This window comes from Arthrobacter sp. ASL1 (genome assembly GCF_056680475.1).
Window position 1 is genome coordinate 1,288,548 of record NZ_CM155284.1, and the last position, 24,539, is coordinate 1,313,086.

General features: G+C 68.4%; 21 protein-coding genes. 10 read left to right on the forward strand and 11 right to left on the reverse strand.

Features of this window, described 5'->3' with window-relative positions; genetic code table 11:
* Positions 1 to 9: 9 nt before the first annotated feature.
* The 4 genes from AC1MEQ_RS06100 to AC1MEQ_RS06115 all read right to left on the reverse strand — a co-directional run bounded on the left by AC1MEQ_RS06100 (position 10) and on the right by AC1MEQ_RS06115 (position 4,406).
* The gene (locus AC1MEQ_RS06100; protein WP_479794912.1) at positions 10 to 483 is read right to left on the reverse strand and encodes a nucleoside deaminase; all 474 of its coding nucleotides are present in this window, start codon (positions 481 to 483) and stop codon (positions 10 to 12) included.
* The gene (locus AC1MEQ_RS06105) at positions 480 to 1,259 is read right to left on the reverse strand and encodes a creatininase (RefSeq protein WP_479794914.1); all 780 of its coding nucleotides are present in this window, start codon (positions 1,257 to 1,259) and stop codon (positions 480 to 482) included. Before AC1MEQ_RS06105 ends, AC1MEQ_RS06100 begins: the two co-directional genes overlap by 4 nt.
* Positions 1,260 to 1,393: 134 nt before the next feature.
* Positions 1,394 to 2,647 (reverse strand): M24 family metallopeptidase, encoded by a 1,254-nt coding sequence (locus AC1MEQ_RS06110; protein ID WP_479794916.1) that lies wholly within the window; start codon positions 2,645 to 2,647, stop codon positions 1,394 to 1,396.
* Between the two features lie 70 nt (positions 2,648 to 2,717).
* Complete coding sequence (locus AC1MEQ_RS06115; RefSeq protein WP_479794918.1) at positions 2,718 to 4,406, reverse strand: purine-cytosine permease family protein; 1,689 nt, start codon at positions 4,404 to 4,406, stop codon at positions 2,718 to 2,720.
* Positions 4,407 to 4,586: 180 nt separating this feature from the next.
* Here AC1MEQ_RS06115 and AC1MEQ_RS06120 point away from each other — a divergent pair, with 180 nt between their 5' ends.
* Entirely contained in the window at positions 4,587 to 6,101 is a 1,515-nt protein-coding gene (locus tag AC1MEQ_RS06120; RefSeq protein WP_479794920.1) for a PucR family transcriptional regulator, read from the forward strand.
* A gap of 9 nt (positions 6,102 to 6,110) precedes the next feature.
* Here the strand turns inward: AC1MEQ_RS06120 and AC1MEQ_RS06125 are convergent, their stop codons facing one another.
* The 3 genes from AC1MEQ_RS06125 to AC1MEQ_RS06135 all read right to left on the reverse strand — a co-directional run bounded on the left by AC1MEQ_RS06125 (position 6,111) and on the right by AC1MEQ_RS06135 (position 8,874).
* The gene (locus AC1MEQ_RS06125) at positions 6,111 to 6,917 is read right to left on the reverse strand and encodes an aminoglycoside adenylyltransferase domain-containing protein (protein WP_479794922.1); all 807 of its coding nucleotides are present in this window, start codon (positions 6,915 to 6,917) and stop codon (positions 6,111 to 6,113) included.
* Positions 6,918 to 7,067: 150 nt separating this feature from the next.
* Entirely contained in the window at positions 7,068 to 8,165 is a 1,098-nt protein-coding gene (locus AC1MEQ_RS06130; protein ID WP_479794924.1) for a DNA glycosylase AlkZ-like family protein, read from the reverse strand.
* A gap of 58 nt (positions 8,166 to 8,223) precedes the next feature.
* Positions 8,224 to 8,874 (reverse strand): GntR family transcriptional regulator, encoded by a 651-nt coding sequence (locus tag AC1MEQ_RS06135; RefSeq protein WP_479796071.1) that lies wholly within the window; start codon positions 8,872 to 8,874, stop codon positions 8,224 to 8,226.
* A 146-nt stretch (positions 8,875 to 9,020) separates the two neighbouring features.
* Between AC1MEQ_RS06135 and glyA the strand changes: the two genes are divergently transcribed.
* The 6 genes from glyA to purU all read left to right on the forward strand — a co-directional run bounded on the left by glyA (position 9,021) and on the right by purU (position 16,538).
* Entirely contained in the window at positions 9,021 to 10,370 is a 1,350-nt protein-coding gene (gene glyA / locus AC1MEQ_RS06140) for a serine hydroxymethyltransferase (protein WP_479794925.1), read from the forward strand.
* A gap of 2 nt (positions 10,371 to 10,372) precedes the next feature.
* Entirely contained in the window at positions 10,373 to 11,590 is a 1,218-nt protein-coding gene (locus tag AC1MEQ_RS06145; RefSeq protein ID WP_479794927.1) for a sarcosine oxidase subunit beta family protein, read from the forward strand.
* A 19-nt stretch (positions 11,591 to 11,609) separates the two neighbouring features.
* Positions 11,610 to 11,939, forward strand: coding sequence for a sarcosine oxidase subunit delta (locus AC1MEQ_RS06150; protein ID WP_479794929.1), 330 nt, complete (start codon positions 11,610 to 11,612; stop codon positions 11,937 to 11,939).
* Positions 11,936 to 14,860, forward strand: coding sequence for a sarcosine oxidase subunit alpha family protein (locus tag AC1MEQ_RS06155; RefSeq protein ID WP_479794930.1), 2,925 nt, complete (start codon positions 11,936 to 11,938; stop codon positions 14,858 to 14,860). Before AC1MEQ_RS06150 ends, AC1MEQ_RS06155 begins: the two co-directional genes overlap by 4 nt.
* The gene (locus AC1MEQ_RS06160; protein ID WP_479794932.1) at positions 14,853 to 15,497 is read left to right on the forward strand and encodes a sarcosine oxidase subunit gamma; all 645 of its coding nucleotides are present in this window, start codon (positions 14,853 to 14,855) and stop codon (positions 15,495 to 15,497) included. Before AC1MEQ_RS06155 ends, AC1MEQ_RS06160 begins: the two co-directional genes overlap by 8 nt.
* Before the next feature lie 135 nt (positions 15,498 to 15,632).
* A complete protein-coding gene (gene purU, locus AC1MEQ_RS06165) occupies positions 15,633 to 16,538 on the forward strand; it encodes a formyltetrahydrofolate deformylase (RefSeq protein ID WP_479794933.1) in 906 nt (301 codons plus the stop codon).
* A 16-nt stretch (positions 16,539 to 16,554) separates the two neighbouring features.
* Here purU and AC1MEQ_RS06170 read toward each other — a convergent pair whose 3' ends face one another.
* Complete coding sequence (locus tag AC1MEQ_RS06170; RefSeq protein ID WP_479794935.1) at positions 16,555 to 17,571, reverse strand: hypothetical protein; 1,017 nt, start codon at positions 17,569 to 17,571, stop codon at positions 16,555 to 16,557.
* Between the two features lie 324 nt (positions 17,572 to 17,895).
* Here AC1MEQ_RS06170 and AC1MEQ_RS06175 point away from each other — a divergent pair, with 324 nt between their 5' ends.
* Positions 17,896 to 18,339: a universal stress protein gene (locus AC1MEQ_RS06175; protein WP_479794937.1), complete on the forward strand. Its 444-nt coding sequence runs from the start codon at positions 17,896 to 17,898 to the stop codon at positions 18,337 to 18,339.
* Positions 18,340 to 18,353: 14 nt separating this feature from the next.
* Here the strand turns inward: AC1MEQ_RS06175 and AC1MEQ_RS06180 are convergent, their stop codons facing one another.
* Entirely contained in the window at positions 18,354 to 20,060 is a 1,707-nt protein-coding gene (locus AC1MEQ_RS06180; RefSeq protein WP_479794938.1) for a thiamine pyrophosphate-binding protein, read from the reverse strand.
* Positions 20,061 to 21,047 carry an agmatinase gene (gene speB / locus AC1MEQ_RS06185; RefSeq protein ID WP_479794940.1) on the reverse strand — a complete coding sequence of 329 codons (987 nt, stop codon included), beginning with the start codon at positions 21,045 to 21,047 and terminating at the stop codon, positions 20,061 to 20,063.
* A gap of 345 nt (positions 21,048 to 21,392) precedes the next feature.
* Here speB and AC1MEQ_RS06190 point away from each other — a divergent pair, with 345 nt between their 5' ends.
* On the forward strand, positions 21,393 to 23,285 hold the full coding sequence (locus tag AC1MEQ_RS06190) for an APC family permease (RefSeq protein WP_479796072.1): 1,893 nt from the start codon (positions 21,393 to 21,395) through the stop codon (positions 23,283 to 23,285).
* A 35-nt stretch (positions 23,286 to 23,320) separates the two neighbouring features.
* Positions 23,321 to 23,851 (forward strand): DUF302 domain-containing protein, encoded by a 531-nt coding sequence (locus AC1MEQ_RS06195; protein ID WP_479794942.1) that lies wholly within the window; start codon positions 23,321 to 23,323, stop codon positions 23,849 to 23,851.
* Between the two features lie 41 nt (positions 23,852 to 23,892).
* On the opposite strand, the gene AC1MEQ_RS06200 is transcribed toward AC1MEQ_RS06195, so the two are convergent.
* A complete protein-coding gene (locus AC1MEQ_RS06200) occupies positions 23,893 to 24,468 on the reverse strand; it encodes a helix-turn-helix domain-containing protein (protein ID WP_479794943.1) in 576 nt (191 codons plus the stop codon).
* Positions 24,469 to 24,539: the final 71 nt, after the last annotated feature.

The following is a 24,539-nucleotide window of genomic DNA, read 5'->3' on the forward strand; positions in this document are numbered from 1 at the left end:
CGGGGCCGCCTAGGATGCCTGGTCGTCGGGGACGCCGATGTCCTCGTTCCAGAGCTCGGGATGGCTGGTGGTGAAGTCGGCCATGAGTGCCGTGGCGTCCGGGTCATCCAGGATGGTGACCTCGACCCCGCGGTCGCGGAGCAGTTGCAGCCCGCCGGTGAAGTTGACGGCTTCGCCGACGACCACGCGCGGGATCCCGAAGAGCAGGACCGCACCGGTGCACAGGTCGCACGGCGCCAACGTCGTGTAGAGCGTGGCGTGCCGGTAGTCGGTGATCCGGCCGGCGTTGCGCAGGCAGACGATCTCGGCATGCGCCGTCGGATCGCCGTCCTGGACCCTGCGGTTGGATCCGGTGGCGACGAGCTCGCCGTCGATGACCAGCGAGGAGCCGATCGGGACCCCGCCCTCGCGCAGGGAGGATTCGGCCACGGCGAGTGCCGCGGCGTAGTGCGGGTCCCGGGCACCGCCGTCGTGCGTGGTCATCGGGTAACCGCCGGGATCCGCAGGCCGAGTTCTGCGACCAGTGCCGGGGCCATGGCCTCGCGGACGGCGTCGAGCAGGATCCTGCCCTTTTCCGCGGTGGCGGCACCGGCCGGGGACAGGCAACCCGACGGCGGGGTGCGGTCGGCCTTGACCGGGAGCACGTCGTAGGGCGGCAGGACGGCCGCCGGGTCGTTGGAAGCGGAGTCCATGTCCACCAGGTGCGGGTGCAGGTGGAGCATCAGCGAGGTCTCCAGCACTCCCCCGTGCTCGACGTCCCAGCCCGGGAAGCCGTCGGGGTACAGCGCCTCGATGGTCGGCTCGTCCACGAAGTCCCAGTAGGACAGCAGCATGACGGTGGGGACGGCGGCACCGGCGCGTTCGAGGTCGCGCAACGCCAGGTCGACGCCCTCGTAGAGGAACTGGTAGTTCTCGAAGTGCCCGTTGAGGAAGACCAGCCGGCTGACCCCGTGCCGGGCGAACTCGTGGACCAGGGTACGGGCGATCTCGATCAGCGTGCCGCCGTCGAGGCTGGTGGTGCCGGCCAGGTGGTTGCCACCGCCGGAGCGCTGCTGGGATTTGTACCCGTAGGTGATCGGCGGGGCGACGATGCCGCGGACCTGCCCGGCCACCTCGCCGGAGACGGCCCGGGAGAGCAGGACGTCGACGTTCAGCGGCAGGTGCGGGCCGTGCTGTTCGATGGAGCCGACCGGGATGATCACCGGACGATGCCCACTGGCGATGGCTTCGCGGTAGCTGAAGGCGTCCAGCTCTTCCATGTAAACGCTCGTACGCAAGGGGTCCTCCGGTGAATGCGGGAATGGTGGGTGGCCCCGCCCGGCCGTTTGTTCCGGCCGGGGGCGGTTCCGGGAAGGGGCGGCACCCTGGTGGTGCCGCCCCCGGGGATCGACGGCTACGCGTCGATGATGTTGTTCTCCGGGCCGAACCCGAACTTGGTGATGTTCTCCACGCCATCTTCGCCCACGACGAGGATGTCGTGTTCGCGGTAGCCGCCGGCCCCGGGCTCACCGTCCATGACGGTGATCATCGGTTCCATCGAGACGACCATGCCCGGCTCCAGCACCGTGTCGATGTCCTCGCGCAGTTCCAGGCCGGCTTCGCGGCCGTAGTAGTGCGACAGAACACCGAAGGAGTGCCCGTAGCCGAACGTGCGGTTGGCCAGCAGGCCACGGTCGACGAAGATCTCATTGAGCTCGGCGGCGATGTCCTTGCAGACGGCCCCGGGCTTGATGAGTTCCAGGCCGCGGCGGTGGACCTCGACGTTGACGTTCCACAGCTCGAGGCTGCGCTCGTCCGGCTGGCCCAGGAACAGGGTGCGCTCCAGGGCGGTGTAGTAGCCGGAGGTCATCGGGAAGCAGTTCAGCGACAGGATGTCCCCGCGCTGCAGCTTGCGGGTGGTGGCCCAGTTGTGGGCACCATCGGTGTTGATGCCGGACTGGAACCAGACCCAGGTGTCGCGCACCTCCTGGTCCGGGAAGGTCTTGGCGATCTCGTGGACCATGGCCTCGGTGCCGATCAGGGCGACCTCGTATTCGGAGATGCCCTCGCGGATGGCGGCCTTGATGGCCTCGCCGCCGAGGTCGCCGATACGGGCACCGTGCTTGATGACCTCGATCTCCTCGGCGGACTTGATCATGCGCTGGCGCATGGCGTCCTGGGAGACGTCGAGCAGCTCGGCGCCCTCGAAGGCCGCCTGGATGCGCTGGCGTGTCATCAGCGGGAGGAAGTCGTCCTCGACACCGATGCGGCGTGCACTCACTCCGGACCGCTTCACGGCCTCTTGCAGGCCGTAGTAGAAGTTGTCGCGCTTCCAATCCGTGTAGACGATGTTGTCGCCGTAGCTGGTGCGCCACGGCATCCCGGCATCAATGTTCGCCGTAACGGTGATCGATTCGTTCTGGGTCACGACGAGGGCGTAGTTGCGGCCGAACGTCGTGAAGAGGAAGTCCGAGTAGTACTTGATCCCGTGGTAGCTGTTCAGGATCACGGCATCCAGGTTCTTGGCCGCCATGATCCGGCGCAGGCCTGACAAGCGGCGCTCGAACTCGCTGTCCGAGAACGTCAATGGCTGCTTCTGGCCGTTGTGGAGGGTCTTCAAACGCTCCAGTTCGGATACGTTGCCCGGGGCGGCTGCGGAAACACTCATGATGGAACTCCTTGGTTGTAACTGTTGTCTTTGTTGGGACAGGCCGTGGGCCTGTGGTCTAGGTGCCGGCTCAGCCGCCGGCGAGGGTCGCCTTGTCGCCCTCGATGGGAGGCGCCGGTGGGACGGGGTGGTTCGATGGCGGAGGCGTGGTGCGGGCCGGTGCCGCTGAGCGCTCCGGCGTGGCGGCGGGAGCGTCCCGGTCGCAGATCGGGGTGCCGTTCGCCGCCGACTTCAAATCGTGGTCCTCCAGGGCGATCTCGGCGCTGCCGAAGTCCTCGACGAAGCCCGTATCCGATTCCGTCTTGGACAGGCCCAGCGGGACGCCGGCGGCGATGCGGCTCTTGAACCGCGGGTAGCCGAGGGCGAGGTACAGGCCAGCGGCGGTGAGGCTGCCGGCCAGCCAGGAGAAGTCGATCCCGCCCGCGAGGCGGGCAAGCGGCCCCTGAAGCAATGGTGTGGATCCGTACATGCACATCCACGTCATCAGGATGCCACCGCCGAAGGCGATGAACGCCGCGGGGTTGAAGGCCTTCAAGCGGCTGCGCTCGGGAGACGGGAAGAGGTAGGAGAAATCCCGGTGCTTGCGTTCGAAGACGAAGTAGTGGATCGCCATGATGCCGCCCCACGTCCCGACCCAGGCGGCGATGGCGATGATCCAGTTATGCAGGACCTCGGCGAAGTCGGTGGCGAAGAGGAAGGCGATGACCGCCACCATCGACAGGATGCCGACGAGGATCGAGAGTTTCTTGCGCGAGACGTTGATGTCCAGCGCCTGGGTCGCCACGCCAAAGGTGTACATGTTGATGATGTTGGTGGCGATCGGGCCGTGGATGACCAGGGCGATCACCGGGATGGCGAAGACGCCGAAGCTCTCGACGATGAGCTGGCCGGGGTCGGCGGTGCCATTCTTGGTCGCGAGGCTGGCACCGAGGACGCCGAGCCAGACGACGGGGAGGAACTGGCCCAGGACGCTGACGGCGTAGAGCTTGGCCGGCTTGATCTGCTTGCTGACGAACCGGGAGTAGTCGGGGGCGTAGGTGAACCAGCCGATGCCCCAGCCGATGCCGATGGCGGTCATGATCGAGGACATCGCGGCGATGCGTGGCATCCCGGTGAGGACCTCGCCGACCGGCCCCTGGTAGCCCCAGTCGATGTCGAGCTGGGTCCAGGCAACGATGGACATGGCCACCAGGACGATGATCGTCGGGGGCATCGTGATGCGTTCGAACTTGGCGATGGCCTTGTAGCCGCGGTAGCAGATGGCCACCTGGATGCTCATGATGACCGCCGCCGTGGCGATGCGCCATGCCAGGTTGGCTGCAGTTGGATCAACCCAGCCGATCATCCCGAACAGTGCCATGATCAGGTCCAGGATGACCCAGGTGTTTACGGCCGACCAGCCGATGGCAATGACGGCTTGGATGGCTGCCGGCAGGTAGGCGCCGCGGCGGCCGAAGGCGCCCCGGGCCAGGGTCATGCCGGTGGCACCGGTGCGCTGGCCCAGCAGGACGAAGAAGCCGAAGCCGAGCATGCCGATGACGTTGCCGCCGATGAGGACGATCAGGGTGTCGCGCAGGCCGAGGCCCAGGTGGATGCCGAGTGCGCCGAGGATCCAGTTGATGGGGGCGACGTTGGCGCCGGCCCAGATCCAGAACTGGCCCGAGACCTTGGTGGTGCGTGCCGATTCGGGGACGGGCTGGAGAATGTCCTCGACTTCGTGAGTTACATTTTCCGAGCTTGAGGCCGTTTGCTGGCTCATGGAATTACTCTTTCGGAAGGGGGGCCGGGAGGGGATTCCCGCTGATGTCGGCAGAGCCAACGGCGGCACTGCAGGAGACTTGGGTACAACCCTACGAGTGATCCGCGCCACATCCTATACACTTTTGGGGTACTGCTAATTCTTTTCGGGTGACGTTTTGTCACCCGGTTACGGAGCTCGATGATTACCCTCGCCGTTGCCCTCGCCTCACCTCCGCTGGCTGCCGGGGATCCGCGCCTGGTCACCGACGTCGACGGCGCCATGGAGCGCACGGTCCGGTGGGTGCATTCCAGCGAGGTCCTGGAAATCGCCTCGCTACTTCACGGCGGCGAGCTGCTCTTGACCGGCGGGTCGGAGCTGTTGCGCCAACCCGCATCGGCCCAGGTCGAGTTCATGCAGCGGCTCGGCGAACGGGGCGTGTGTGCCGTGTGCATCGAGACCCTGCCCAACGGCCGTCGTCTGGCGGTGACCGCCCGGGCCGCCGCGGAAGCGGCCGGCGTTCCGGTTTTCGAGTTGGGCCGGGTCGTTAGGTTCGTCGATGTCGCCGAGGAGGCCAACCGGCTCATCGTCGACTCCCAGGCCAGGCTCCACCAGGACATCGACCGCCTGTCCCAGCTCATCGCGCAGGACATCACCGAATCGGGTCCGGACATGACGCGCATTGTCCACCTGATCGCCCGGGAACTGGACGCCGACGTACGGCTCATTTCCGCTGACGGCACCGTCCTGGCGGACAGCACGGGGGCCCTCGTCGGGTCCGGAGAGCCCGATCCTGACCTTGACGGGCCCGCCGCGCCAGCCGTGGACTATTCACGCGTCAGTGCCGACGTCGTGCTCGACGGTCAGCCGGCGGCGGAGCTCGTCCTCTCCTCCGATACCGTCCAACGCGAGCACCTCGTCGTGGCCGCCGAGCGGCTGCGTGGCATCCTGGCCCTGGCCCTCGCGCAACATCACCGACCCAGTCTGGAGCAACTGGCGCAGAACCACCTGGTCGCCTCCGTCGTCGAGGGCCGGGAAGGCCGGGCCGCGGATCGGCTGTGGCGGCAGAACGGACTGGCGCCGGATGGGCCCGCACTCGCCATCGTGATCTCCGGGGCCGACCGCGGCTCCGACACGCTGCGCCTGGTGCGCACCTTGAGGGCGCAGGAACCGCGCGTCATGGCACAGCAGCGCGAGGGGTCCCTCATTGTGGTGGTCCCGCTGCACGGGGATCCGGTGGTCAGCCGCAACCACATCCTGCAAGCGGCGTCGCGCGCGGCGGCCGGCTCGGACTTGTTCGGGGTCGCCGGCCCCCTGGTCTGGAAGGCTACGGATGCGCACATCTCCTTTGCCGAGGCGGAGGCCATCCTGCGGCTGCACCCGCCACGGCCTGGGGCCATCCGAGATGCCGTGGACCTCTTCGATGCCCGGGCGCTGACCGCCATGGAGGACCTCACGATCCTCGACACCTACAGCCGCGCGCTCATGGGCAGTGTCGTCCATTGGGATCGGGACCACGGCTCGGATTTGGCCGCCACGCTTTTGGCCTGGTTCGAAACCGGATGCAGCACGACGGAATCTGCACGGAAACTGCACATCGAGCGGCAGACCATGCACAAGCGGTTGGTCAAGATCTTCGAGCTGTTGGGTGGTGATCCGCGCCCGGCCGGTCGGGTCTTCGCCCTGCATCTCGCAGCGCGATATCTGACCACATAGTTCCCCTTCCTACAGCGGATCGGGGCATTGTCGGTCGGGCCGGCCAAGGACCTGGTCGCTGGGCCGGAGCGAGTATATGCGTTCGGTCAGCGCCGATGCCGTGGCCGATGCTTCAGCGCGGAGCGTGGTCCAGTCGTCGCGGACCTCTCCGCGGTAGGCCCGCGCCGCGAGATCCAGGATCTCACCGTGGACCGATCCGAGCGTTTCGCGGATCGCGGCGGCGGCCACATCCTTGGGTGCAATGAGGCCGGTGCGAAGCGTATGGAGCACGCGCGCGAGCGTGAGCAGGACATTGCGTTCGTCTCCGGCGAGCGAGTCAAGCAGGCCGGGAACGACGTCGAACATCGACTGCCTCAGGTGTTCCAGCGGGACGGGGTCGGTCAATTCGGCCAGCGGCGGACCCATGAGCACCGATGAATGCTTTCGGGCGGAGGTGAGGAGGACCGGGAGGTTGGGATCGGCCGCGCGGCGGGGCACGAAGCCCGCTTCGTACTCGGTTCGCTCCCATTCTCCGTAGAGGAAGTCCCGCGTGGCGGGATACCGCCACGGCTTGATGTCATCCCGCGCGAGGGAGGTGAGCTCGATCGGTCGTCCCGGCTGCCGGGTGGCGCGTCTGCCCGAGTAGCCCAGCAGGTGGTCGATGAGCAGGCGCCGCTCGGCCGCCTGCAGCGGTGCCCGGGTGATGAGCAGGATGTCGAGGTCGCTCTCGGGCCGCAGCCCGCCGTCGCAAGACGAGCCTGTCAAATACATCGCCACGGGCGAGCCCGGCGCATCCCTGGAGATGAGCCCCAAGATGATCTCGCTGGTAGTTGCCACCGGGAGGAGCCTTTCGGAAATGGGTCTGGACGAGCACCCCAGTATGCGCCTTCCTGCCTCGCGGCGACCTTGCGCGGGGAAAAGGCCACGACGTCGGCCCTCACGCCGGGGGGATGCAACGAGGGCGGTGGACGCTCCCCCGGGCCGGCTTCAGGGTTCCCCCACGGCCAGCTCTCGCCCCAAGAGCGCGGACAAGCGATGTATCTCGGCGGCCAGTCCAGCCGCCGGCGCTTCGGACTCACCCGGGAACCAGGTCACCCGGAGCTCGTCCCGAGTTGCTTTCCACATACCACTGGCCCGGCCGTTGACGACCACCATCGGAGCCCCCCGACCGGCATCGCGGCGACCGGCAGCTCCGACGATGGCCGCATCTGCCGTTCCTGGACCCATCACCCACTGGTCGCGCCCGGGAAGTAAATGCACCGCATCCGCGGGGGCGACGGCTTCGAGATCCGCCAGATGCTCGGCCAGGTGCCAGCGCTGTTGACCATCGACATCCACCTCCACCAGCTGGTCGGATTGGTCCTCGAGCCACCCGGCGATCCGTCGCCGCCCCGCGCTGAGGCCTTCACCCAACCAATACTGCACGTTCGCGCTGCTGGCGGGACCGTAGGCACCGACGTAGTCCATGATGGCCGCGCGACCGGCTTCGTCCAGGGACGGACGTTCAGCAAACGGTGCCGGTGCGGATTGCAGGGTCAGGTTCCCCTCTCCGCCAGGACCAATCACGAAATCTCCTTGCCAGGCGAACGGTTTGAGAAAGGTGGTGTCTTTCGCATCGAAGTAGCCCCCGAGATGTTGGAACCGTGGCAGCTTCGCAACCTCGGTGCCGATCTCACGGGGAGTCAGCGGCCCATCTACCAGGACTTCACGCACTGCCCGACGCAGGTCGGGCCATTCCGCGGCATCGAGCCGGTAATGGGAAACCCAGTTCGGCAATTCCCACTGCCTTCCGGCGCAACGCAGGGCCAGGTAGTTCGTGGCGGTGGACGGCTCCATCAGGTGGACGGCGCCGCGGAAGGACCATGTCCTGATCAGCCGTCCCTCCGCCAGCGCCCGCGCCAGCATGTCGGGCTCCGCCGCCCGGAGCCGGCGCCCGATGGCGATTTCCGGGTCCGCTGACCAGGTGGCAGTGGCCCCGAGCCGCCGAACGACATCCTCGGCCGAGGTGGCTCCCTCCACCAGATACTGCCGACCCAAGCGCCACGCGAGCGCCCGGCCGAGATCGACTTTGACGCGGACTTCCATGGGCCCCATGCAACCGCATGGGCGCCGGGAATTCCAGAGGTGTCGCCTCTTCCACCCCCTAGAGGATGGCCCGCACGGACGCCTCGAAATGCGCGACGTGGTCGGCGGCTAGCCGTTCGGCCCGTCCCGCATCGCCGTCCACGATGGCGTGCAGGAGCTCGGCGTGCTCGTGGATATGCTCCACGACGCCGGGCAGGCGGTCCAGGACCAGACACCAGATCCGCGTCGCCAGGTTGTCCAGCCGCACGAGGGTCTCCTGCAGGTGGTGGTTCTCCGTCGCGCGGTAGATCGAGCGGTGCACCTCGAGGTCGTACTCCATCAGCGTCTTGCGCTCACGGCCCGCATCCAGTGCCTCGATCTCGGCCGCCGTCCGCGCCAGGTGGCGTCGCAAGGTCTCCGGGGCATGCAGTGCGGCCTTGCGGGCGGCGAGGGGTTCGAGCAACTGCCGCATCTCGGAGATCGCCGCCAGCTCCGTGATGTCCACGATGGTGGCGAACGTGCCGCGCCGCGGATAGGAAACCACCAGATGGTCGGTCTCCAACCGCTTGAGGGCCTCGCGGATGGGCGTCCTGCCGATGTCCAGCTCGGTGGCCAGCAGGCCCTCGTTGATGGGATCACCCGGGGCGATCTCCAGCATGATCAACCGATCCCTCAATTGCAGGTAGGCACGTTCGGCCAGGGACTCCTGCCCGGCGGCCACGCTGGTCATCGTCACGCTCGATCCTCACTGTTATGACTTCTATCTTGGTTGCCGCCGATGAATTTCGTGCCATCCATTGACGGGGTGTGATTCCCATCATACGATAACCAACACGTTGATATATCAGTTTGCGACAACAGAAATTGAGGATTCCCATGGTGAACCCCACCCTGGAGGCCGCGCCCGTGGCCGCCCCGTCCCTGACGGCGTCGTTGGCCGAGCTGGATCCCGAGGTCGCTGCGCGGATCGATGCGGAGTTGGCCCGCCAGCAGGAGGGCCTGGAGATGATCGCCTCGGAGAACCACACGGCGCAGGCCGTGATGGCCGCGCAGGGTTCGGTGTTGACGAACAAGTATGCCGAGGGCTACCCGGGCCGGCGTTACTACGGTGGCTGCGAGCATGTGGACGTGATCGAGTCGTTGGCGATCGAGCGGGTCAAGGCCCTGTTCGGTGCCGCGTTCGCGAACGTGCAGCCGCACTCCGGCGCCCAGGCCAACGCGTCGGTGATGCACGCGTTGATCCGTCCCGGTGACACGGTGATGGGTTTGAACCTGGCCCATGGCGGGCACCTGACGCACGGGATGAAGATCAACTTCTCCGGCCGGCTCTACAACATCGTCCCGTACGGGGTCGACGAGGCCTCCTACGAGGTCGACATGGACCAGGTCGCCGCGCTGGCGCGTGAGCACCGGCCGAAGATGATCGTCGCCGGCTGGTCGGCGTATCCGCGTCAGCTGGACTTCGCCCGGTTCCGGGCGATTGCCGATGAGGTCGGTGCGTACCTGTTCGTGGACATGGCCCATTTCGCGGGCCTGGTGGCCGCGGGGTTGCACCCGTCGCCGGTTCCGCATGCGCATGTGGTGACGTCCACGACGCACAAGACGTTGGCGGGTCCGCGCGGCGGGATCATCCTGACCAACGATGCGGAGGTGGCCAAGAAGGTCAATTCGGCGGTGTTCCCGGGACAGCAGGGCGGGCCGTTGGAGCATGTGATCGCGGGCAAGGCGGTCGCGTTCAAGATCGCCGGAACCGCTGAGTTCGCCGAGCGCCAGGAACGCACCCTGGCCGGTGCCCGGATCCTGGCCGGGCGCCTGACGGCCCCGGATGTGTCCGCGCGGGGGATCAGCGTGTTGACCGGGGGCACCGATGTGCACCTGGTGTTGGTGGATCTGCGTGATTCGGTGCTTGATGGCCAGCAGGGCGAGGACCTGTTGGCGCGGGTGGGGATCACGGTGAACCGCAACGCGGTTCCGTTTGATCCGCGTCCGCCGATGGTCACGTCCGGGTTGCGGATCGGGACCCCGGCGTTGGCCACGCGTGGCTTCTCCGTAGAAGCGTTCACGGAGGTCGCGGAGATCATCGCCGAGGCGTTGATCGTCGGGACCACCGATGGTGGTGCCGACGAGACAGTGTTGGCTTCGCTCGCCGAGCGGGTTTCCGCCCTGGCAGCAGCCCACCCCCTCTACCCCGACCTCTCCCCCGTTTCTTCCACGATTGGAGCCTGATCATGGCTGATATCCTGCCCGAGCACCCGGACTTCCTCTGGCGCAATGCCGAGCCGAAGCCCTCCTACGACGCCGTCATCGTCGGCGGTGGCGGCCACGGCCTGGCCACCGCCTACTACCTGGCGAAGAACCACGGCATGACCAACATCGCGATCCTTGAACGTGGTTGGCTCGCCGGCGGCAACATGGCGCGCAACACGACCATCATCCGCTCGAACTACCTCTGGGACGAGTCGGCCGCAATGTACGAGCACTCCCTCAAGCTCTGGGAGGGCCTGCCCGAGGAGCTCGAATACGACTTCCTGTTCTCCCAGCGCGGCGTCATGAACCTGGCCCACACCTTGCAGGACGTCCGCGAGTCCAAACGCCGGGTCAACGCCAACGTCCTCAACGGCGTCGACGCCGAATGGCTCGACCCCAGCCAGGTCAAGGAGCTGTGCCCGATCATCAACACCGGGGACGACATCCGCTACCCGGTCATGGGTGCGACCTACCAGCCGCGTGCCGGCATTGCCAAGCATGACCACGTGGCCTGGGCATTCGCCCGCAAGTGCGACGAAATGGGTGTCGACATCATCCAGAACTGCGAGGTCACCGGGTTCATCAAGGACGGCAACCGCGTCGTCGGCGTCGAAACCAGCCAGGGCCGCATCCTGACCGACAAGGTCGGACTCTGCGGCGCCGGGCACTCATCGGTCCTGGCGGAGATGGCCGGTTTCGACCTGCCGATCCAGTCCCACCCGCTGCAGGCGCTGGTCTCCGAGCTCTTCGAGCCGGTGCACCCCACGGTGGTCATGTCCAACCACGTCCACGTGTATGTCTCGCAGGCCCACAAGGGCGAGCTGGTCATGGGTGCCGGCGTGGATGCCTACAACGGCTACGGCCAGCGCGGCGCCTTCCACGTCATCGAGGAGCAGATGTCCGCCGCCGTCGAGCTCTTCCCGATCTTCTCCCGGGCGCACCTGCTGCGCACCTGGGGCGGGATCGTGGACGTGACCATGGATGCCTCCCCGATCGTCTCCCCCACCCCCATCGACGGGTTGTTCGTAAACTGCGGCTGGGGCACCGGCGGCTTCAAGGGAACGCCGGGAGCCGGCTACACCTTCGCCCACACCATCGCCACCGGCCAGGCCCACGCCCTGAACGCCCCGTTCGCGCTGGACCGCTTCGAGACCGGCCAGCTGATCGACGAACACGGCGCCGCCGCCGTCGCCCACTAGGACCCCGGAAGGACATCCCATGCTGCTTATCGACTGCCCGAACTGCGGGCCCCGCGACGAAACCGAATACCACTACGGCGGACAGGCCCACGTCGCCTATCCGGAGGACCCCTCGGCACTGACCGACAGCGAATGGTCGCGGTTCCTCTTCTACCGCCAGAACCCCAAGGGCATCTTCGCCGAACGGTGGAACCATGCGGCAGGCTGCCGCAAGTGGTTCAACGCCCTACGCGACACCGCCACCTACGAGATCCAGGCCATCTACCAATTGGACGAGCCACGACCGGACGCCGAATCGCCCGAGCTCGCCCATGCACGAAACCACGCCCCCGAAGGAGGAGCACAATGAGCCACGAGCAGTCCGCACCGCTGCCAGGTCGTCTCGACGCGAACCGGGCCCCGGGCCATGGCATCGACCGGTCCTCGACCATCAGCTTCACGCTCGACGGGGAGCGTCTGAACGCGCATCCCGGCGACACCATCGCCTCGGCGGCACTGGCCGCCGGACGCATCTCGTGCGGCAACTCGCTGTACCTGGGCCGCCCCCGTGGCATCCTGTCCGCCGGCGTCGAGGAAGCCAACGCGTTGGTCAAGGTCGGTTCGCGGTTTGATGGACACGTCGACGAGTCGATGCTCCCCGCTACCGTCACGCAGGTCACCGATGGCATGGACGCCTCCTACCTCAGCGGTCTGGGCGTCCTCGATCCCCGTCGTGACGAGGCCTACTACGACCGCAAGTACGTCCACGCGGACGTGCTGGTGGTCGGTGCCGGGCCGGCCGGCCTGGCCGCGGCCCGCCAGGCTGCAGACTCCGGGGCCCGGACCATCCTCATCGACGAACAGCCTGCACCCGGCGGTTCCCTGCTTTCCTCGGGCACCGAACAGGTCAACGGCGTCCCGGCGATCCAGTGGGCCGACGAATCCGCCCGCGAACTGGAAATGGCCCCCGAGTTCACCTACCTGGCGCGTACCACCGCCTTCGGTGCCTACGACGCGAACTACATCATCGCGGTCCAGCGTCGGACCGACCACCTGTCCGAGGCCCCCGGGCGGGGCGTCTCCCGTGAACGCATCTGGCACATCCGTGCCCGTCAGGTCGTCCTGGCCACCGGGGCGCACGAGCGTCCGCTGGTCTTCGCCAACAACGACCGCCCCGGTGTCATGCTGGCCTCGGCAGTGCGCAGCTACCTGAACCGCTACGGTGTCGCCGCCGGATCCCGCGTCGTGGTGGCCACCACCAACGACTCGGCCTACGACACGGTCGCGGACCTGGCAGCTGCCGGCGTCTCCGTCGCCGCCGTCGTCGATGCCCGGCCCCAGGCCTCCCCAGTCGCGGCACGCGTCCTGGAGGCATCCGGGGTGCGGGGAATCTTCGGCTCCGCCGTCGCCGACACCGCCGCCGACTCCACGGGCCGGATCGGCTCCGTGGAGGTCACCGCCCTCGCGGCCGACGGCTCCGCCATCGGCGAGCGCGAATCCATCGCCGCGGACCTGCTGGCCGTCTCCAACGGCTGGAGCCCGGTGGTGCACCTCTTCAGCCAGCGCCAGGGCAAGGTCGCCTGGAACAAGGAACTGGCGGCTTTCGTGCCCGGCAATCCGGTGCGCGACCTGTACACCGCGGGCGCCGTGAACGGTTCGTTCGACCTGGCTGCCTGCCTGTCCGAAGGCGCCTCCGCAGGACGGGCCGCCGTCGCCGCCATCGGGGCGCAGGCCTCCTCCCCGGCACCGCAGGCCGACGCCGTGCCCGGATCCGCCCCGCGCCCACTCTGGCTCATCGGCGACACCGGCGACGTCGCGTCGATGACCAGCCACTTCGTTGACCTGCAGCGCGACCAGACAGTGGCCGACGTCGCGCGCTCCACGGGTGCCGGCATGCGCTCGGTCGAGCACATCAAGCGGTACACCTCGATCAGCACCGCCAACGACCAGGGCAAGACCAGCGGGGTCGCCGCCATCGGCGTCATCGCCGCCCTGCTCGGCGTCGACGAGCTCGGGGACATCGGGACCACCACGTTCCGCGCCCCCTACACCCCCGTCACCTTCGCCGCCCTCGCCGGCCGCCAGCGCGGGCAGATGCTCGACCCGGCCCGCCTGACCTCGATCCAGCCGTGGCACGTCGAGCACGGTGCCGTATTCGAGGACGTCGGGCAGTGGAAGCGCCCGTGGTACTTCCCGCAGGCCGGCGAGGACATGGACACCGCCGTCCAGCGCGAATGCGCCGCGGTCCGCGACTCCGTGGGCTTCATGGACGCGACCACGCTGGGCAAGATCGAGATCCGCGGCCGCGATGCCGGTGAGTTCCTCAACCGCATCTACACCAACGGGTTCAAGAAACTGCGCCCGGGCCTGGGCCGCTACGGGGTCATGTGCACCCCGGACGGCATGATCTTCGACGACGGCGTGACCCTGCGCCTGGACGACGAGCGCTACTTCATGACCACCACCACCGGCGGTGCCGCCAAGGTGCTGGATTGGCTGGAGGAATGGCTGCAGACCGAGTGGCCGGAGCTGGACGTGGTCTGCACCTCGGTGACCGAGCAGTTCAGCACCGTCGCCGTCGTCGGGCCGAAGTCGCGCGAGGTCATCGCCCGGATCGCCCCGGACCTGGATCTGTCCAACGAGGCGTTCAAGTTCATGGAGTTCCGTGAGACGACCCTGGCCAGCGGCATCCCGGCACGCATCTGCAGGATCTCGTTCTCCGGCGAACTCGCCTTCGAGGTGAACGTCGCCGCCTGGTACGGACTGAAGGTATGGGAGGACATCGCCGCAGCGGGCGCCGAGCTCGACATCACCCCCTACGGTACCGAGACCATGCACGTGCTGCGCGCCGAGAAGGGCTTCATCATCGTCGGCCAGGACACCGATGGGACGGTTACCCCGCAGGACGCCAACATGGAATGGGTGGTCTCCAAGCTGAAGGACTTCATTGGCAAGCGCTCCTACACCCGCCTGGACACGGCACGCGAGGACCGCAAGCACCTGGTCGGCGTGCTGCCGGTGGACCGGACCACGCTGCTCGACGAGGGCGCCCAGCTGGTCACCGCCGGTACACCGATCACCCCCGAGGCCGGCCCCGTCCCGATGGAAGGCCACGTCACCTCCAGCTACCGCAGCCCGGCCCTGGGCCGGACCTTCGGACTCGCCCTGGTCGCCAATGGCCGCAACCGCATCGGCGAGATCGTCCAGTCCCCCGTGGATGGCCGGCTCGTCGACGTCGAAATCACATCCCCCGTCCTCTACGACCCTGAAGGGAGCCGTCGTGATGGCTGAGAACACCTTGCAAGCACCCGCCGTAAACCAGGAGGCTGCAGCATTGCGCACCAGCCCGGTGGCACATCTGGCCGATGCCATGGCCACCGGGTCCGTGTCCGGGGAACGGGGGGTCACCCTTCGGGAGGTCGCCTTCCTGACCCAGGTCGGACTGCGGGCCCGACCCGGGACGCCATCGGCCGCTGCCCTGGAATCGGCTTTGGACACCACGCTGCCGCGTCGATCCGGGGAGGTCGCCGGTCCCGCCGGGCGCCAGGTCCTGTGGATCAGCCCGGACGAGTTCCTGCTCGTCGCCGATCCCGACAGCGTCGACATCGCCGCCGTGGCCGCCGCCCTGGGCACCGGTGAGGAGGCGCTGCCCGGTTCCGTCATGGACCTCTCGGCAAACCGCACCACCCTGGAGCTTTCCGGTCCCTCGGCCCGCGCGGTCCTTGAAAAGGGGTGCCACTACGACTTGCACCCCTCGGTCTTCGCGGCGGGAACCGCCGTCTCCACGCAGCTCGGCCCCGTGCCGATCCTGCTGTGGAAATCGGACGAGACGACCTTCCGCCTCCTGCCCAGGGCCTCGTTCGCGGACTACACCGTGCACTGGCTGCTCGATGCCATGAGCGAGTTCGCCGCCCCCGAGGTCCCCTGAGGCCAACCCCTCCCCACCGGCCCACCGCCGTCGTGTTGGTTCTTGTTACTCCCACGTCGGCGGTGGGCACCGGTATGATCACCCTGTCCCGGCTCCGGCCGCACCGCACCACACCACCGTCAGAAAGCAGGAACCATGGCACCGGCCGCCGGATCCCCCGCCCACGAATTCGTCCTCAGCCTGGACTGCCCCGAACGCCCCGGCATTGTCCACGCAGTCTCCGGGTACTTGCTCGAGCACGGCGGGGACATCCATGAACTGCGCCAGTTTGACGACTTCGGCTCCAGCCGGTTCTTCATGCGCATCCATTTCGTCAGTCGTCCAGGCGAGGATTTCCCCCAGGTCGCCGCCGATGCAGCCGTGGAGCTGCGGCGCCTTCGCGACGCGTTCGCCCCGCTGGCCGAGACCCACGATATGCAGTGGAGCCTGCGGCCGCTGACCGAGAAGCGCCGTGTGCTGGTCATGGTCTCCAAGTTCGGCCACTGCCTCAACGACCTGCTCTACCGCTCCCGCATGGGCGAGCTGCCGATCGACATCGTCGCCGTCGTCTCCAACCACACCGACCACCAGTCGCTGGTGGAATGGCACGGCATCGACTTCCACCACGTTCCGGTCACCCCGGATACCAAGCCGGCCGCCGAGGCCCGACTGGTGGAGCTCATGGACGACTACGACGTCGAACTGGTGGTCCTGGCGCGCTACATGCAGATCCTCTCCGACGAACTGAGCCGCAAGCTCACCGGCAAGACGATCAACATCCACCACTCGTTCCTGCCGTCCTTCAAAGGCGCCAAGCCGTACCACCAGGCGTACGCCCGCGGCGTCAAGACGGTGGGCGCCACGGCGCATTACGTCAACAGCGAGCTCGACGAGGGGCCGATCATCTCCCAGCAGGTCCAGGACGTGGACCACACCTTCTCCCCCGCCGACCTGGTCGCCGCCGGCCGCGACACCGAGTGCAAGGCGCTATCCAACGCGGTGAAATGGCACTGCGAGGGACGGGTGTTCCTCCTGGAGAACCGCACGGTCGTCCTGCGCTAGACGACAGCGCCCCTGCTCAGGCCGCCGGATGGAGCAGGGGCGCCAGGTGGCGTTCGACGCGCGAGCGCAGATCGGGCTCGTCAAGCTGTTCCCACCAGACGTTAAGGACAGTGATCCCTGCCTCGGCGAGCTCCACTTCGCGCTTTCGTTCGCGGAGCAGTTTCTCCGCCGTGCCGACGTCCTGGAAGTACTTTCCGTTTCCGTGGACCTCCAGTGCGCGGCCGAACTCCGGCCAGGCCATGTCCAGCCGATAGCGGCTGCGGGCCGTCACCACCTCGTGTTGCAACACCGGCGCGGGGAACTTCCAGCGTTCCATGAGCATGCGCATCCGGCCCTCCGCCACCGATTCGGAACGCCCATCGGCCAGGGCGAGCAGCGTGGCCGCGCGACGGACGCCGCGAGCGCCGCGCGCCCTTTCCAGGGTCGCCGTCAGGACGTAGGGGTCCGCACCGCGCCGCAGCGCCGAATCCGCCAGCACCACGCCCTGTGTCAGCCCGACGGAGCGTAGGCAATCGATGACGGTTCGTTCCAGACTGGTCACCTTGAGCCCGCGGACCGTGGCCAGATCGTGGTCTCCGAGCCTGAAGTTGTGGCAGATGATCTGCGGTCCGCGGACGTTCACGCGGTTCGCGCTGCGCTCGAGCACATGCAGGGAGCGTCCGAGCTTCCAGACGTCGAGACCCCATAGGCGGGCCGCCGATGGCCCGACGAAGACCGGTTCGCCCCGGCACGCCAGGTCATGGCCGTGTAACGCCACGATGTCCTTCTCCCAGGGGGCCAGCCCGTCCGCGACGTCGCCCGGCAGGTAGACGCCGCTCCTGATCCTGACGAGCTGGTGTGCGTTGAGGAGGAGGTCGATGGCCTGCTTGCCCAGTCCCTCGCGGGCTAGGTCCGCGCGTGCGATGAGACGGCCAACGGCCTCATCGACGGGCGTTTGGTGGTCCGACCGCCGGCCAGGTTCCACCGTCATGGCCATCGTGGCCCACCGCACCGATTCCGGAAGAGCCGAGGGAACCGAATCCATGTGGGTCATCTGCTGATGTTCGCAGCCACGGACCGCCCCGTGAACCGGTGATGCGCCGGATGTGGATAACCACCGGAGCAGGTTGCGACGGGACGGTCCGGTGCCAGTCCGTGCGGTTCCGGCCCCCGGTTCGCCGAGGGCGGGTCTGAAGCCCGAGAACGGCCCGTTTGGCCGGCGTGTCCCGAACATTCGGACCGTTCTCCCGATTGAAACGGCGCACGGCGGCCGGATCACCGCACGGACGGGTCGCGCCTGCCGGTCGGACCGCACCTCTTCGGTGCCCGCGCGCATGATGTACGTCACAGGCCATCGGCGAGAGGACCGGAGCGACCCATGGCACAGGACGAGCGGAAGCTGTTCATCGTCGGGGTCGACGGGTCCCCGTCATCGGTCGAGGCGTTGCGCCAGACCGACTGCATCGCGGGGCCGCTGAACGCACGGATCGAGGCGACGGCCTGCTGGGACACCCCGCAGATCCTGGCCGAATACCAGGTCCAGGGCATCGACGATTTCGAGAAGCACGTCCGGCGCACAGTCGACGAGGCACTCGTGGCGGCCTTCGGCCCGGAGCTGCCCGGGCACGTGACCGTACGGCTGCGCCGCGGCAACCCGCGGCCGACCCTTATCGAGGCCAGCCGCGAGGCGGACCTGCTGGTCGTGGGCCGGCGCGGCCGCGGCGGATTCGGCGGCCTGCTGCTCGGGTCGGTCAGTTCGGCCTGCATCTCCCGGGCGCACTGCCCCGTCCTCGTGGTCCGTGCCGGCGCCACGGACGGGTGAGGACCGGCCCCCGGTCAGCCCAGGTGGGTGGGGGCGAACATCTTCAGCAGCGTCTGCACGACCACGACATTCGGGCCCTCCGCGGCGAAGGACTCCTCCAGGGCGGCCTTGATGTCCTGCGGTGCCACGGCACGGGCCGGGATGCCGAACGATTGGGCCAACGCCACGAAGTCAGGGCGGGCCAGCTCGGTGGCCGTGGCCTTGCCGAACGCCCCCTCCATGTACTCGCGCAGGATGCCGTAGCCGCCGTCGTCGACGATCAGCCAGGTGACAGCGGTCTGGTGCTGCTTCGCGGTGGCCAGTTCGGCGATGGAGTACATCGAGGATCCGTCGCCGGAGACGGCCAGCACGCGGCCGTCGATGCCGGTCCTGCCCGCCACGGCCAGGCCGACGGCCCCGCCGATGGCCGCGGGGAACCCGTAGCCGAGCCCGCCGGCGCCCTGGGCGGAATGGAATTCGCCGTCCCGGGCGTCCCAGCAGCTCCAGCCCCAGTAGGCGGCGATCGTCATGTCCCAATAGGTTTGCATGGTGGACGGGACGGCGGACCGGATGTCGTCCATGAAGCGGCGCTCCAAGGCCAGGCCCTGGGCGTCGAGCCGTCCGGTGACCTTTTCCAGCGTCTCGGCGACCACCTGCTCCGGGGACTTGCCGTGCCAGTCGGGTGCACCGGCGTCGTTCCCTGCACGGTGGGCATCCAGCGCGCCGGAGAGGAATTCCAGGGCCACCCGGGCGTCGGCCCGGATGCCCAGCGCGGGGCTGTTGGATTCCAGCACGCGGGGTTCGGCGTCGATCTGGATCATGCGCCCGCGCGGGGCGAGGGTGAAGTAGTTGGAGGTGACCTCGCCCAGCGCCGAGCCGATGACGATCAGCACGTCGGCGTCCTCGAGCACCTCGGTGGTGTGCCGGTCCTCGATCCACGACTGCAGGCTCAACGGGTGCTCCCAGGGGAACGCGCCGTTGCCGCCGGGCGAGCAGATCACCGGCGCCCGCAGCTGTTCGGCCACGCGCAGCAGTTCCGCCTGGGCGCCGGCCCGCCGGACGCCGCCGCCGGCCACGATGGCCGGGCGGCGGGACTGGCCCAGCCAGCGCACGGCCTCCTCGATGAGCTCCACGCGGGGCGGGTGCTCGTACGCCTCGGCGAGCGCGTCGACCACGGGCGGGACGAACACCTCGGCGAGCAGGATGTCCTGGGGGACCTCGACCCACACGGGACCCTGCGGCACGGTGATCGCATCTGCCCAGGCGTCCTGGATGGCCGAGGGGATGCCGGAGGCGTGGTGGACGGTGCGCTGGGACTTGGTGACGTTGGCCGCGGAGGCCTTCTGGTCATCGAGCTGGTGCAGCATGCCCTTGCGCCGGGCACCGAGGCCGTCGAGCGGGATCTGGCTGGCGATCACGACCATCGGCACGCCGGTGGCGTAGGCCTCCTGCAGTCCGGCCAGCGAGGTCAGCGCCCCGGGCCCGGTGGACAGGAACAGCACGCCGACCTCGCCGGTGGCCCGGGAGTAGCCGTCGGCGGCGAATGCTGAGTTGTTCTCCACCCGGGAGGAGACGAAGTGCAGGTCCGAGCGCGAAAGCGCATCGAACAGGCCCAGGGCGTGCTGGCCCGGGATGCCGAACACGGTGCGCGCCCCGAGGGCGGAGAGCGTCTCGATGGCCAGGTCGCCGCCGTTGCGCGGTGCCGGCGTTGTCGTCGGGGTGGTTTCTGCGGTGGTGGACATCTAGGAGGCCTCCTGCCCGGTGGTGCGGCGGTCCGCCATCAGCGAGACCAGGTCGTAGGCGACGTGGGAGCCGGCGACGCCGGTCATCTCTGCGTGGTCGTAGGCCGGGGCGACCTCGACCAGATCGGCGCCGATGAGGTTCATCCCGCGCATGCCGCGCAGGATCTCCAGCAGCTCGCGGCTGGTGATGCCGCCGGCCTCGGGGGTTCCGGTTCCGGGCGCGTGCGCCGGGTCCAGCACGTCGATGTCCACCGAGATGTACAGCGGACGGTTGCCGATGCGGTCGCGCAGCTTGGCGACGATCTCCGCCACGCCCTGGTAGTAGACGTCGGAGGAGGTCACGATGCCGAAGCCGAAGCGCTTGTCGTCCTCGAGGTCCTTCTTGCCGTAGAGCGGGCCGCGGGTGCCGACGTGGGAGATGGCCTCGGTGTCGAGGATGCCCTCCTCCACGGCCCGGCGGAACGGGGTGCCATGGGTGTATTCGGCGCCGAAGTACGTGTCCCAGGTGTCCAGGTGGGCGTCGAAATGCAGCATGGCCACCGGCTCCCCGGCGCGTTCGGCGGCGGCGCGCAGCAGCGGCAACGCGATGGTGTGGTCACCGCCGATGGTCATCAGCGAGGAGCCGTCGGCGGTCAGGTCCAGCGCGTTCTGTTGGATCGTCTCGATGGCCTCGTTGATGTTGAACGGGTTCACCGCCATGTCCCCGGCGTCGGCGACCTGGACGTTCTCGAACGGGGAGATGTCCATCGCCGGGTTGTAGGGGCGCAGCAGGCGGGAGGATTCACGCACGTGGTTGGAGCCGAACCGGGCGCCGGGCCGATAGGAGACCCCGGCATCGAACGGCACGCCGACCACCTTGATGCCGGCGCCGGTGACCTGGTCCAGGCGCGGCAGCCGGGCATAGGTGGCGGCCCCGGCAAAGCGCGGGATGCGCGAGGAATCGATGGGCCCGATGTTCCCGTTGGCCTCGATGCGGATCTCTTCCATGGTTCTCCTTCGCGGCAGGTCCCCGGAATGCCGACGACGCCAGTTGCCTCATAAGATACATTTGTTGCTCTTCATGCTATTTGTGGCCCGCGGCACAGTCAAGGAGCACGACGCCGGCACGCCTGCCCCAGCCTTGTTCCGCCCCGCGATCGGGTCAAGGCCCGACCGGTCAGCGGCGCCGTGTCGGGGATCACTGCCCCGGCGGACCTTGTCCTCTTGCATCCGTCCGCTGCAGGCGTAGTGTTCCACCTCGTGAAGAACACAGCGGGCCTGCGCACCGCCCCGGGCCGCGGCCCCCGGCGCCCCATCCGGCGCCCCCTCCAACGCCGTCTGGGCAGCTGGCTCATGGACGCCGGAATCGCCCATCCCGAGGCCCCCGGCCAGGCACGCCCCGGCCACGAGACCGGGCAGGCCTGGTGGAAGGTCATGTGCCTGTCGGGCCTGGACTACTTCTCCACGCTGGGGTACCAGCCGGCCATCGCGGTGCTGGCCGCCGGGGTGCTCGCCCCGCTGGCCACGCTCGTCCTGGTCGCCGTCACCCTGGGTGCCGCGCTGCCGATCTACCGCAGGGTCGCCGCCGAGAGCCCGCATGGGCAGGGCTCGATCGCGATGCTCGAACGGCTGCTGCCCCATTGGAAGGGCAAGGTCCTGGTCCTGGTGCTGCTGGGCTTTGCGGCAACGGACTTCATGATCACCATGACGCTCTCCGCCGCCGATGCCACCGCCCACATCATCGAGAACCCCTTCACCCCGGCCTGGTTCGAGGACAAGAACGTGCCCATCACCCTGGTGCTGCTGGTCCTGCTCACGTTGTTGTTCCTGCGCGGGTTCACCGAGGTCATCTCGTTGGCCGTCGTCCTCGTCGGTGCCTACCTGGCACTGAACGTGGTCGTGCTGGCCTCCAGCCTCGGGCGCATCGTCGCCGCCCCGGGGCCGGTGGGCGACTGGTGGACCACGCTGACCACCAGCCACGGCAGCCCCTGGCTCATGGTGGCCATGGCCCTGCTCGTCTTCCCGAAGCTCGCCCTGGGGCTGTCCGGTTTCGAGACCGGCGTGGCGGTCATGCCACAGATCCGCGGCCGGGCCACCGACACCGAGGCGGATCCGGCCGGGCGGATCGCCGGGGCCAAGCGGTTGCTGACGACGGCGGCCGTCACCATGAGCGTGCTGCTGGTCATCTCCTGCGTGGTCACCACCTGGCTGGTGCCCTCCGCGGAACTGCAGCCGGGAGGCGCGGCCAACGGGCGGGCACTGGCCTATCTGGCGCACGAGCAACTCGGTGAAGGGTTCGGCAGCGTCTACGACCTTTCGACCATCCTCATCCTCTGGTTTGCCGGGGCCTCCGCACTGGCGGGGCTGCTGAACCTCATCCCGCGCTACCTGCCCCGGTTCGGCATGGCCCCGGAGTGGGCGCGGGCCAACCGGCCGCTGGTGCTCGTCCTGGGCGGAATCGCCGTGCTGGTGACGCAGCACTTCCGGGCCAGCGTGGACGCCCAGGGCGCCGCGTACGCCACCGGGGTGCTGGTGCTGATGACCTCCGCGGCGGTCGCCGTCACCCTCTCGGCCCGGCGCCGGCGGCAACGGTGGCGCACGATGGCGTTCTCCGTCGTCGTCCTGGTCTTCCTCTACACCACGATCGCCAACGTCGTCGAGCGGCCCGACGGGCTGCGCATCGCCGCCCTGTTCATCGCCGCGATCCTCTTCGTCTCCTTCATCTCGCGGTTCCGCCGCTCCACCGAGCTGCGGGCCACCACCGTCATGTTCGACGACGCGGCCCATTCCCTCCTGACGGCGGCCGCCGGTGCGGGGCAGGTCTCGCTCATCGCCCACGAGCCGGTCAGGTTCAGCGCCGAACGGTACCGCCACAAACTCGTGCACGCCCGCATCGCCAGCCACCTGCCCGAGACGGCCCGGCCGCTGTTCATCGAGATCACGCTCGGCGACTACTCGGACTTCGCCCAGGACCTGCTGGTACGCGGGACGACGCGGCACGGTTACCACGTGTTGGCGGCGACGGCCCCTTCGGTGTCGACGGCACTGGCGGCGATCTGCCTGCGGATCCGCGACGAATTCGGCACCATGCCGCATCTGTATTTCCGCTGGACCGAGGGTTCCCCGGTGCGCAATCTTGCGGGCTTCCTGCTCTTGGGCCAGGGCGAGATCGCGCCCCTGACGCGGGAGGTGCTGCGCGAGGCCGAACCCAACGTGCAACGACGACCCTGGATACATGTGGGCTGAAGCCGCGCGCCGTCGTTCTGGCCTACGCTGGGGAGGTGACGCATCCAGCCACCGAATCCACGACCGACGTGATGGTGCGCCGGATCGCCCTGACGACGACCCTGTCCTTCGAGCAGCTGTGCCGCCGCTTCGAGGCCGCGGTCCCGGCGCTCGACCTCGCCGGACTCGAGCGGATGGCCAGCCAGGGGGCGACCTGGGACGAGCTCCAGCGCGAGGCCGCCCACGGAGCGGCCTACGACCTCTGCCGCTACTGGACCCACGCCCCCTCGGCCCTGCTGCATCTGGCCGGCAACGATGCACCCAGCCGCATCTACCTCATCGGCAGCCTGGCCATGGCCGCCCGGTTGTTCCGCATCGAACCCGGCACGACACTGCATGCGCCGCTGCGGATCGAGCTGCATGCCAACCGGTCCGGGGCCGCCGTCCTGTCCTTCGACCAGCCCGGCTCCCAGCTGGCCAGCTACGGGCTGAACAAGATCACGCAGGCCGGCTACGAGCTGGACCGGCTGCTCGGGGACCTGCTGGAGGGACTCGACCTGCCCCGGCCCGCGGCGCTAAGGCGCTAAGGCGCTAAGGCGCTAAGGCGCTAAGGCCGAGGAAACAGGCGTCAGCGCGAGGCGGCAGGGACCAGCGTCCAGAGCACGACGGCCTCGGCATCGGTGGGGTTGATCCAGGAATGCGGCTCCCGGCCCGGGAAGGTCAGCGAGTCGCCGGCCTCCAGCTCGAAGCGCTCGTTGGCGAAGACGATGATGAACGTCCCGGACACCACATGCAGCACCTCGACCTCGCAATCGACCGAATACAACTCGGACTCCCCCTCGCCGCGGGGTTCGATGACCGCACGGATCACCTGCAGGCGCTTCTCCGAGCGGCTCGTCATCAACCGCTCGACGATGCCATGGCCGCCCAGGGAGATGCGCGGCGCGCTCTCCAACCGGACCACATGGGTCTCCGGCTGGGCGAAGAGGTCCCCGATCGAGACGGACAGGACCTGGCAGAGGGTCACCAACGAGGCCACCGACGGCGAGGTGAGGTCGCGCTCGACGCGCGAGAGGAACCCCTTGGTCAGCCCGGTCGACTCGGCCACCTGCTCGATGGTCATGCGCTGGGCATGCCGTGCGGCCCGGATCTTCGAGCCGATCGCCAGCGGCGTGTTGCTGGGTTCGACGGGCAACGCCTTCATGGGTGGGATACTCCGAGTTCTCGTGCAAAGGGGCGGGGTGTGGTGCTGCGTTCCGTGACACAGCTTAGGGC

What these genes read in the sequence shown, in the direction of transcription:
- AC1MEQ_RS06180 (WP_479794938.1), bottom strand. Translation starts at nt 20,060, where the DNA reads ATGTCCACCACCGCAGAAACCACCCCGACGACAACGCCGGCACCGCGC.
- AC1MEQ_RS06145 (WP_479794927.1), top strand. Translation starts at nt 10,373, where the DNA reads ATGGCTGATATCCTGCCCGAGCACCCGGACTTCCTCTGGCGCAATGCC.
- AC1MEQ_RS06170 (WP_479794935.1), bottom strand. Translation starts at nt 17,571, where the DNA reads ATGACCCACATGGATTCGGTTCCCTCGGCTCTTCCGGAATCGGTGCGG.
- AC1MEQ_RS06105 (WP_479794914.1), bottom strand. Translation starts at nt 1,259, where the DNA reads ATGGAAGAGCTGGACGCCTTCAGCTACCGCGAAGCCATCGCCAGTGGG.
- AC1MEQ_RS06160 (WP_479794932.1), top strand. Translation starts at nt 14,853, where the DNA reads ATGGCTGAGAACACCTTGCAAGCACCCGCCGTAAACCAGGAGGCTGCA.
- AC1MEQ_RS06150 (WP_479794929.1), top strand. Translation starts at nt 11,610, where the DNA reads ATGCTGCTTATCGACTGCCCGAACTGCGGGCCCCGCGACGAAACCGAA.
- AC1MEQ_RS06100 (WP_479794912.1), bottom strand. Translation starts at nt 483, where the DNA reads ATGACCACGCACGACGGCGGTGCCCGGGACCCGCACTACGCCGCGGCA.
- AC1MEQ_RS06190 (WP_479796072.1), top strand. Translation starts at nt 21,393, where the DNA reads ATGGACGCCGGAATCGCCCATCCCGAGGCCCCCGGCCAGGCACGCCCC.
- AC1MEQ_RS06115 (WP_479794918.1), bottom strand. Translation starts at nt 4,406, where the DNA reads ATGAGCCAGCAAACGGCCTCAAGCTCGGAAAATGTAACTCACGAAGTC.
- AC1MEQ_RS06120 (WP_479794920.1), top strand. Translation starts at nt 4,587, where the DNA reads ATGATTACCCTCGCCGTTGCCCTCGCCTCACCTCCGCTGGCTGCCGGG.
- AC1MEQ_RS06175 (WP_479794937.1), top strand. Translation starts at nt 17,896, where the DNA reads ATGGCACAGGACGAGCGGAAGCTGTTCATCGTCGGGGTCGACGGGTCC.
- purU (WP_479794933.1), top strand. Translation starts at nt 15,633, where the DNA reads ATGGCACCGGCCGCCGGATCCCCCGCCCACGAATTCGTCCTCAGCCTG.
- AC1MEQ_RS06155 (WP_479794930.1), top strand. Translation starts at nt 11,936, where the DNA reads ATGAGCCACGAGCAGTCCGCACCGCTGCCAGGTCGTCTCGACGCGAAC.
- glyA (WP_479794925.1), top strand. Translation starts at nt 9,021, where the DNA reads ATGGTGAACCCCACCCTGGAGGCCGCGCCCGTGGCCGCCCCGTCCCTG.
- AC1MEQ_RS06110 (WP_479794916.1), bottom strand. Translation starts at nt 2,647, where the DNA reads ATGAGTGTTTCCGCAGCCGCCCCGGGCAACGTATCCGAACTGGAGCGT.
- AC1MEQ_RS06135 (WP_479796071.1), bottom strand. Translation starts at nt 8,874, where the DNA reads ATGACCAGCGTGGCCGCCGGGCAGGAGTCCCTGGCCGAACGTGCCTAC.
- speB (WP_479794940.1), bottom strand. Translation starts at nt 21,047, where the DNA reads ATGGAAGAGATCCGCATCGAGGCCAACGGGAACATCGGGCCCATCGAT.
- AC1MEQ_RS06130 (WP_479794924.1), bottom strand. Translation starts at nt 8,165, where the DNA reads ATGGAAGTCCGCGTCAAAGTCGATCTCGGCCGGGCGCTCGCGTGGCGC.
- AC1MEQ_RS06200 (WP_479794943.1), bottom strand. Translation starts at nt 24,468, where the DNA reads ATGAAGGCGTTGCCCGTCGAACCCAGCAACACGCCGCTGGCGATCGGC.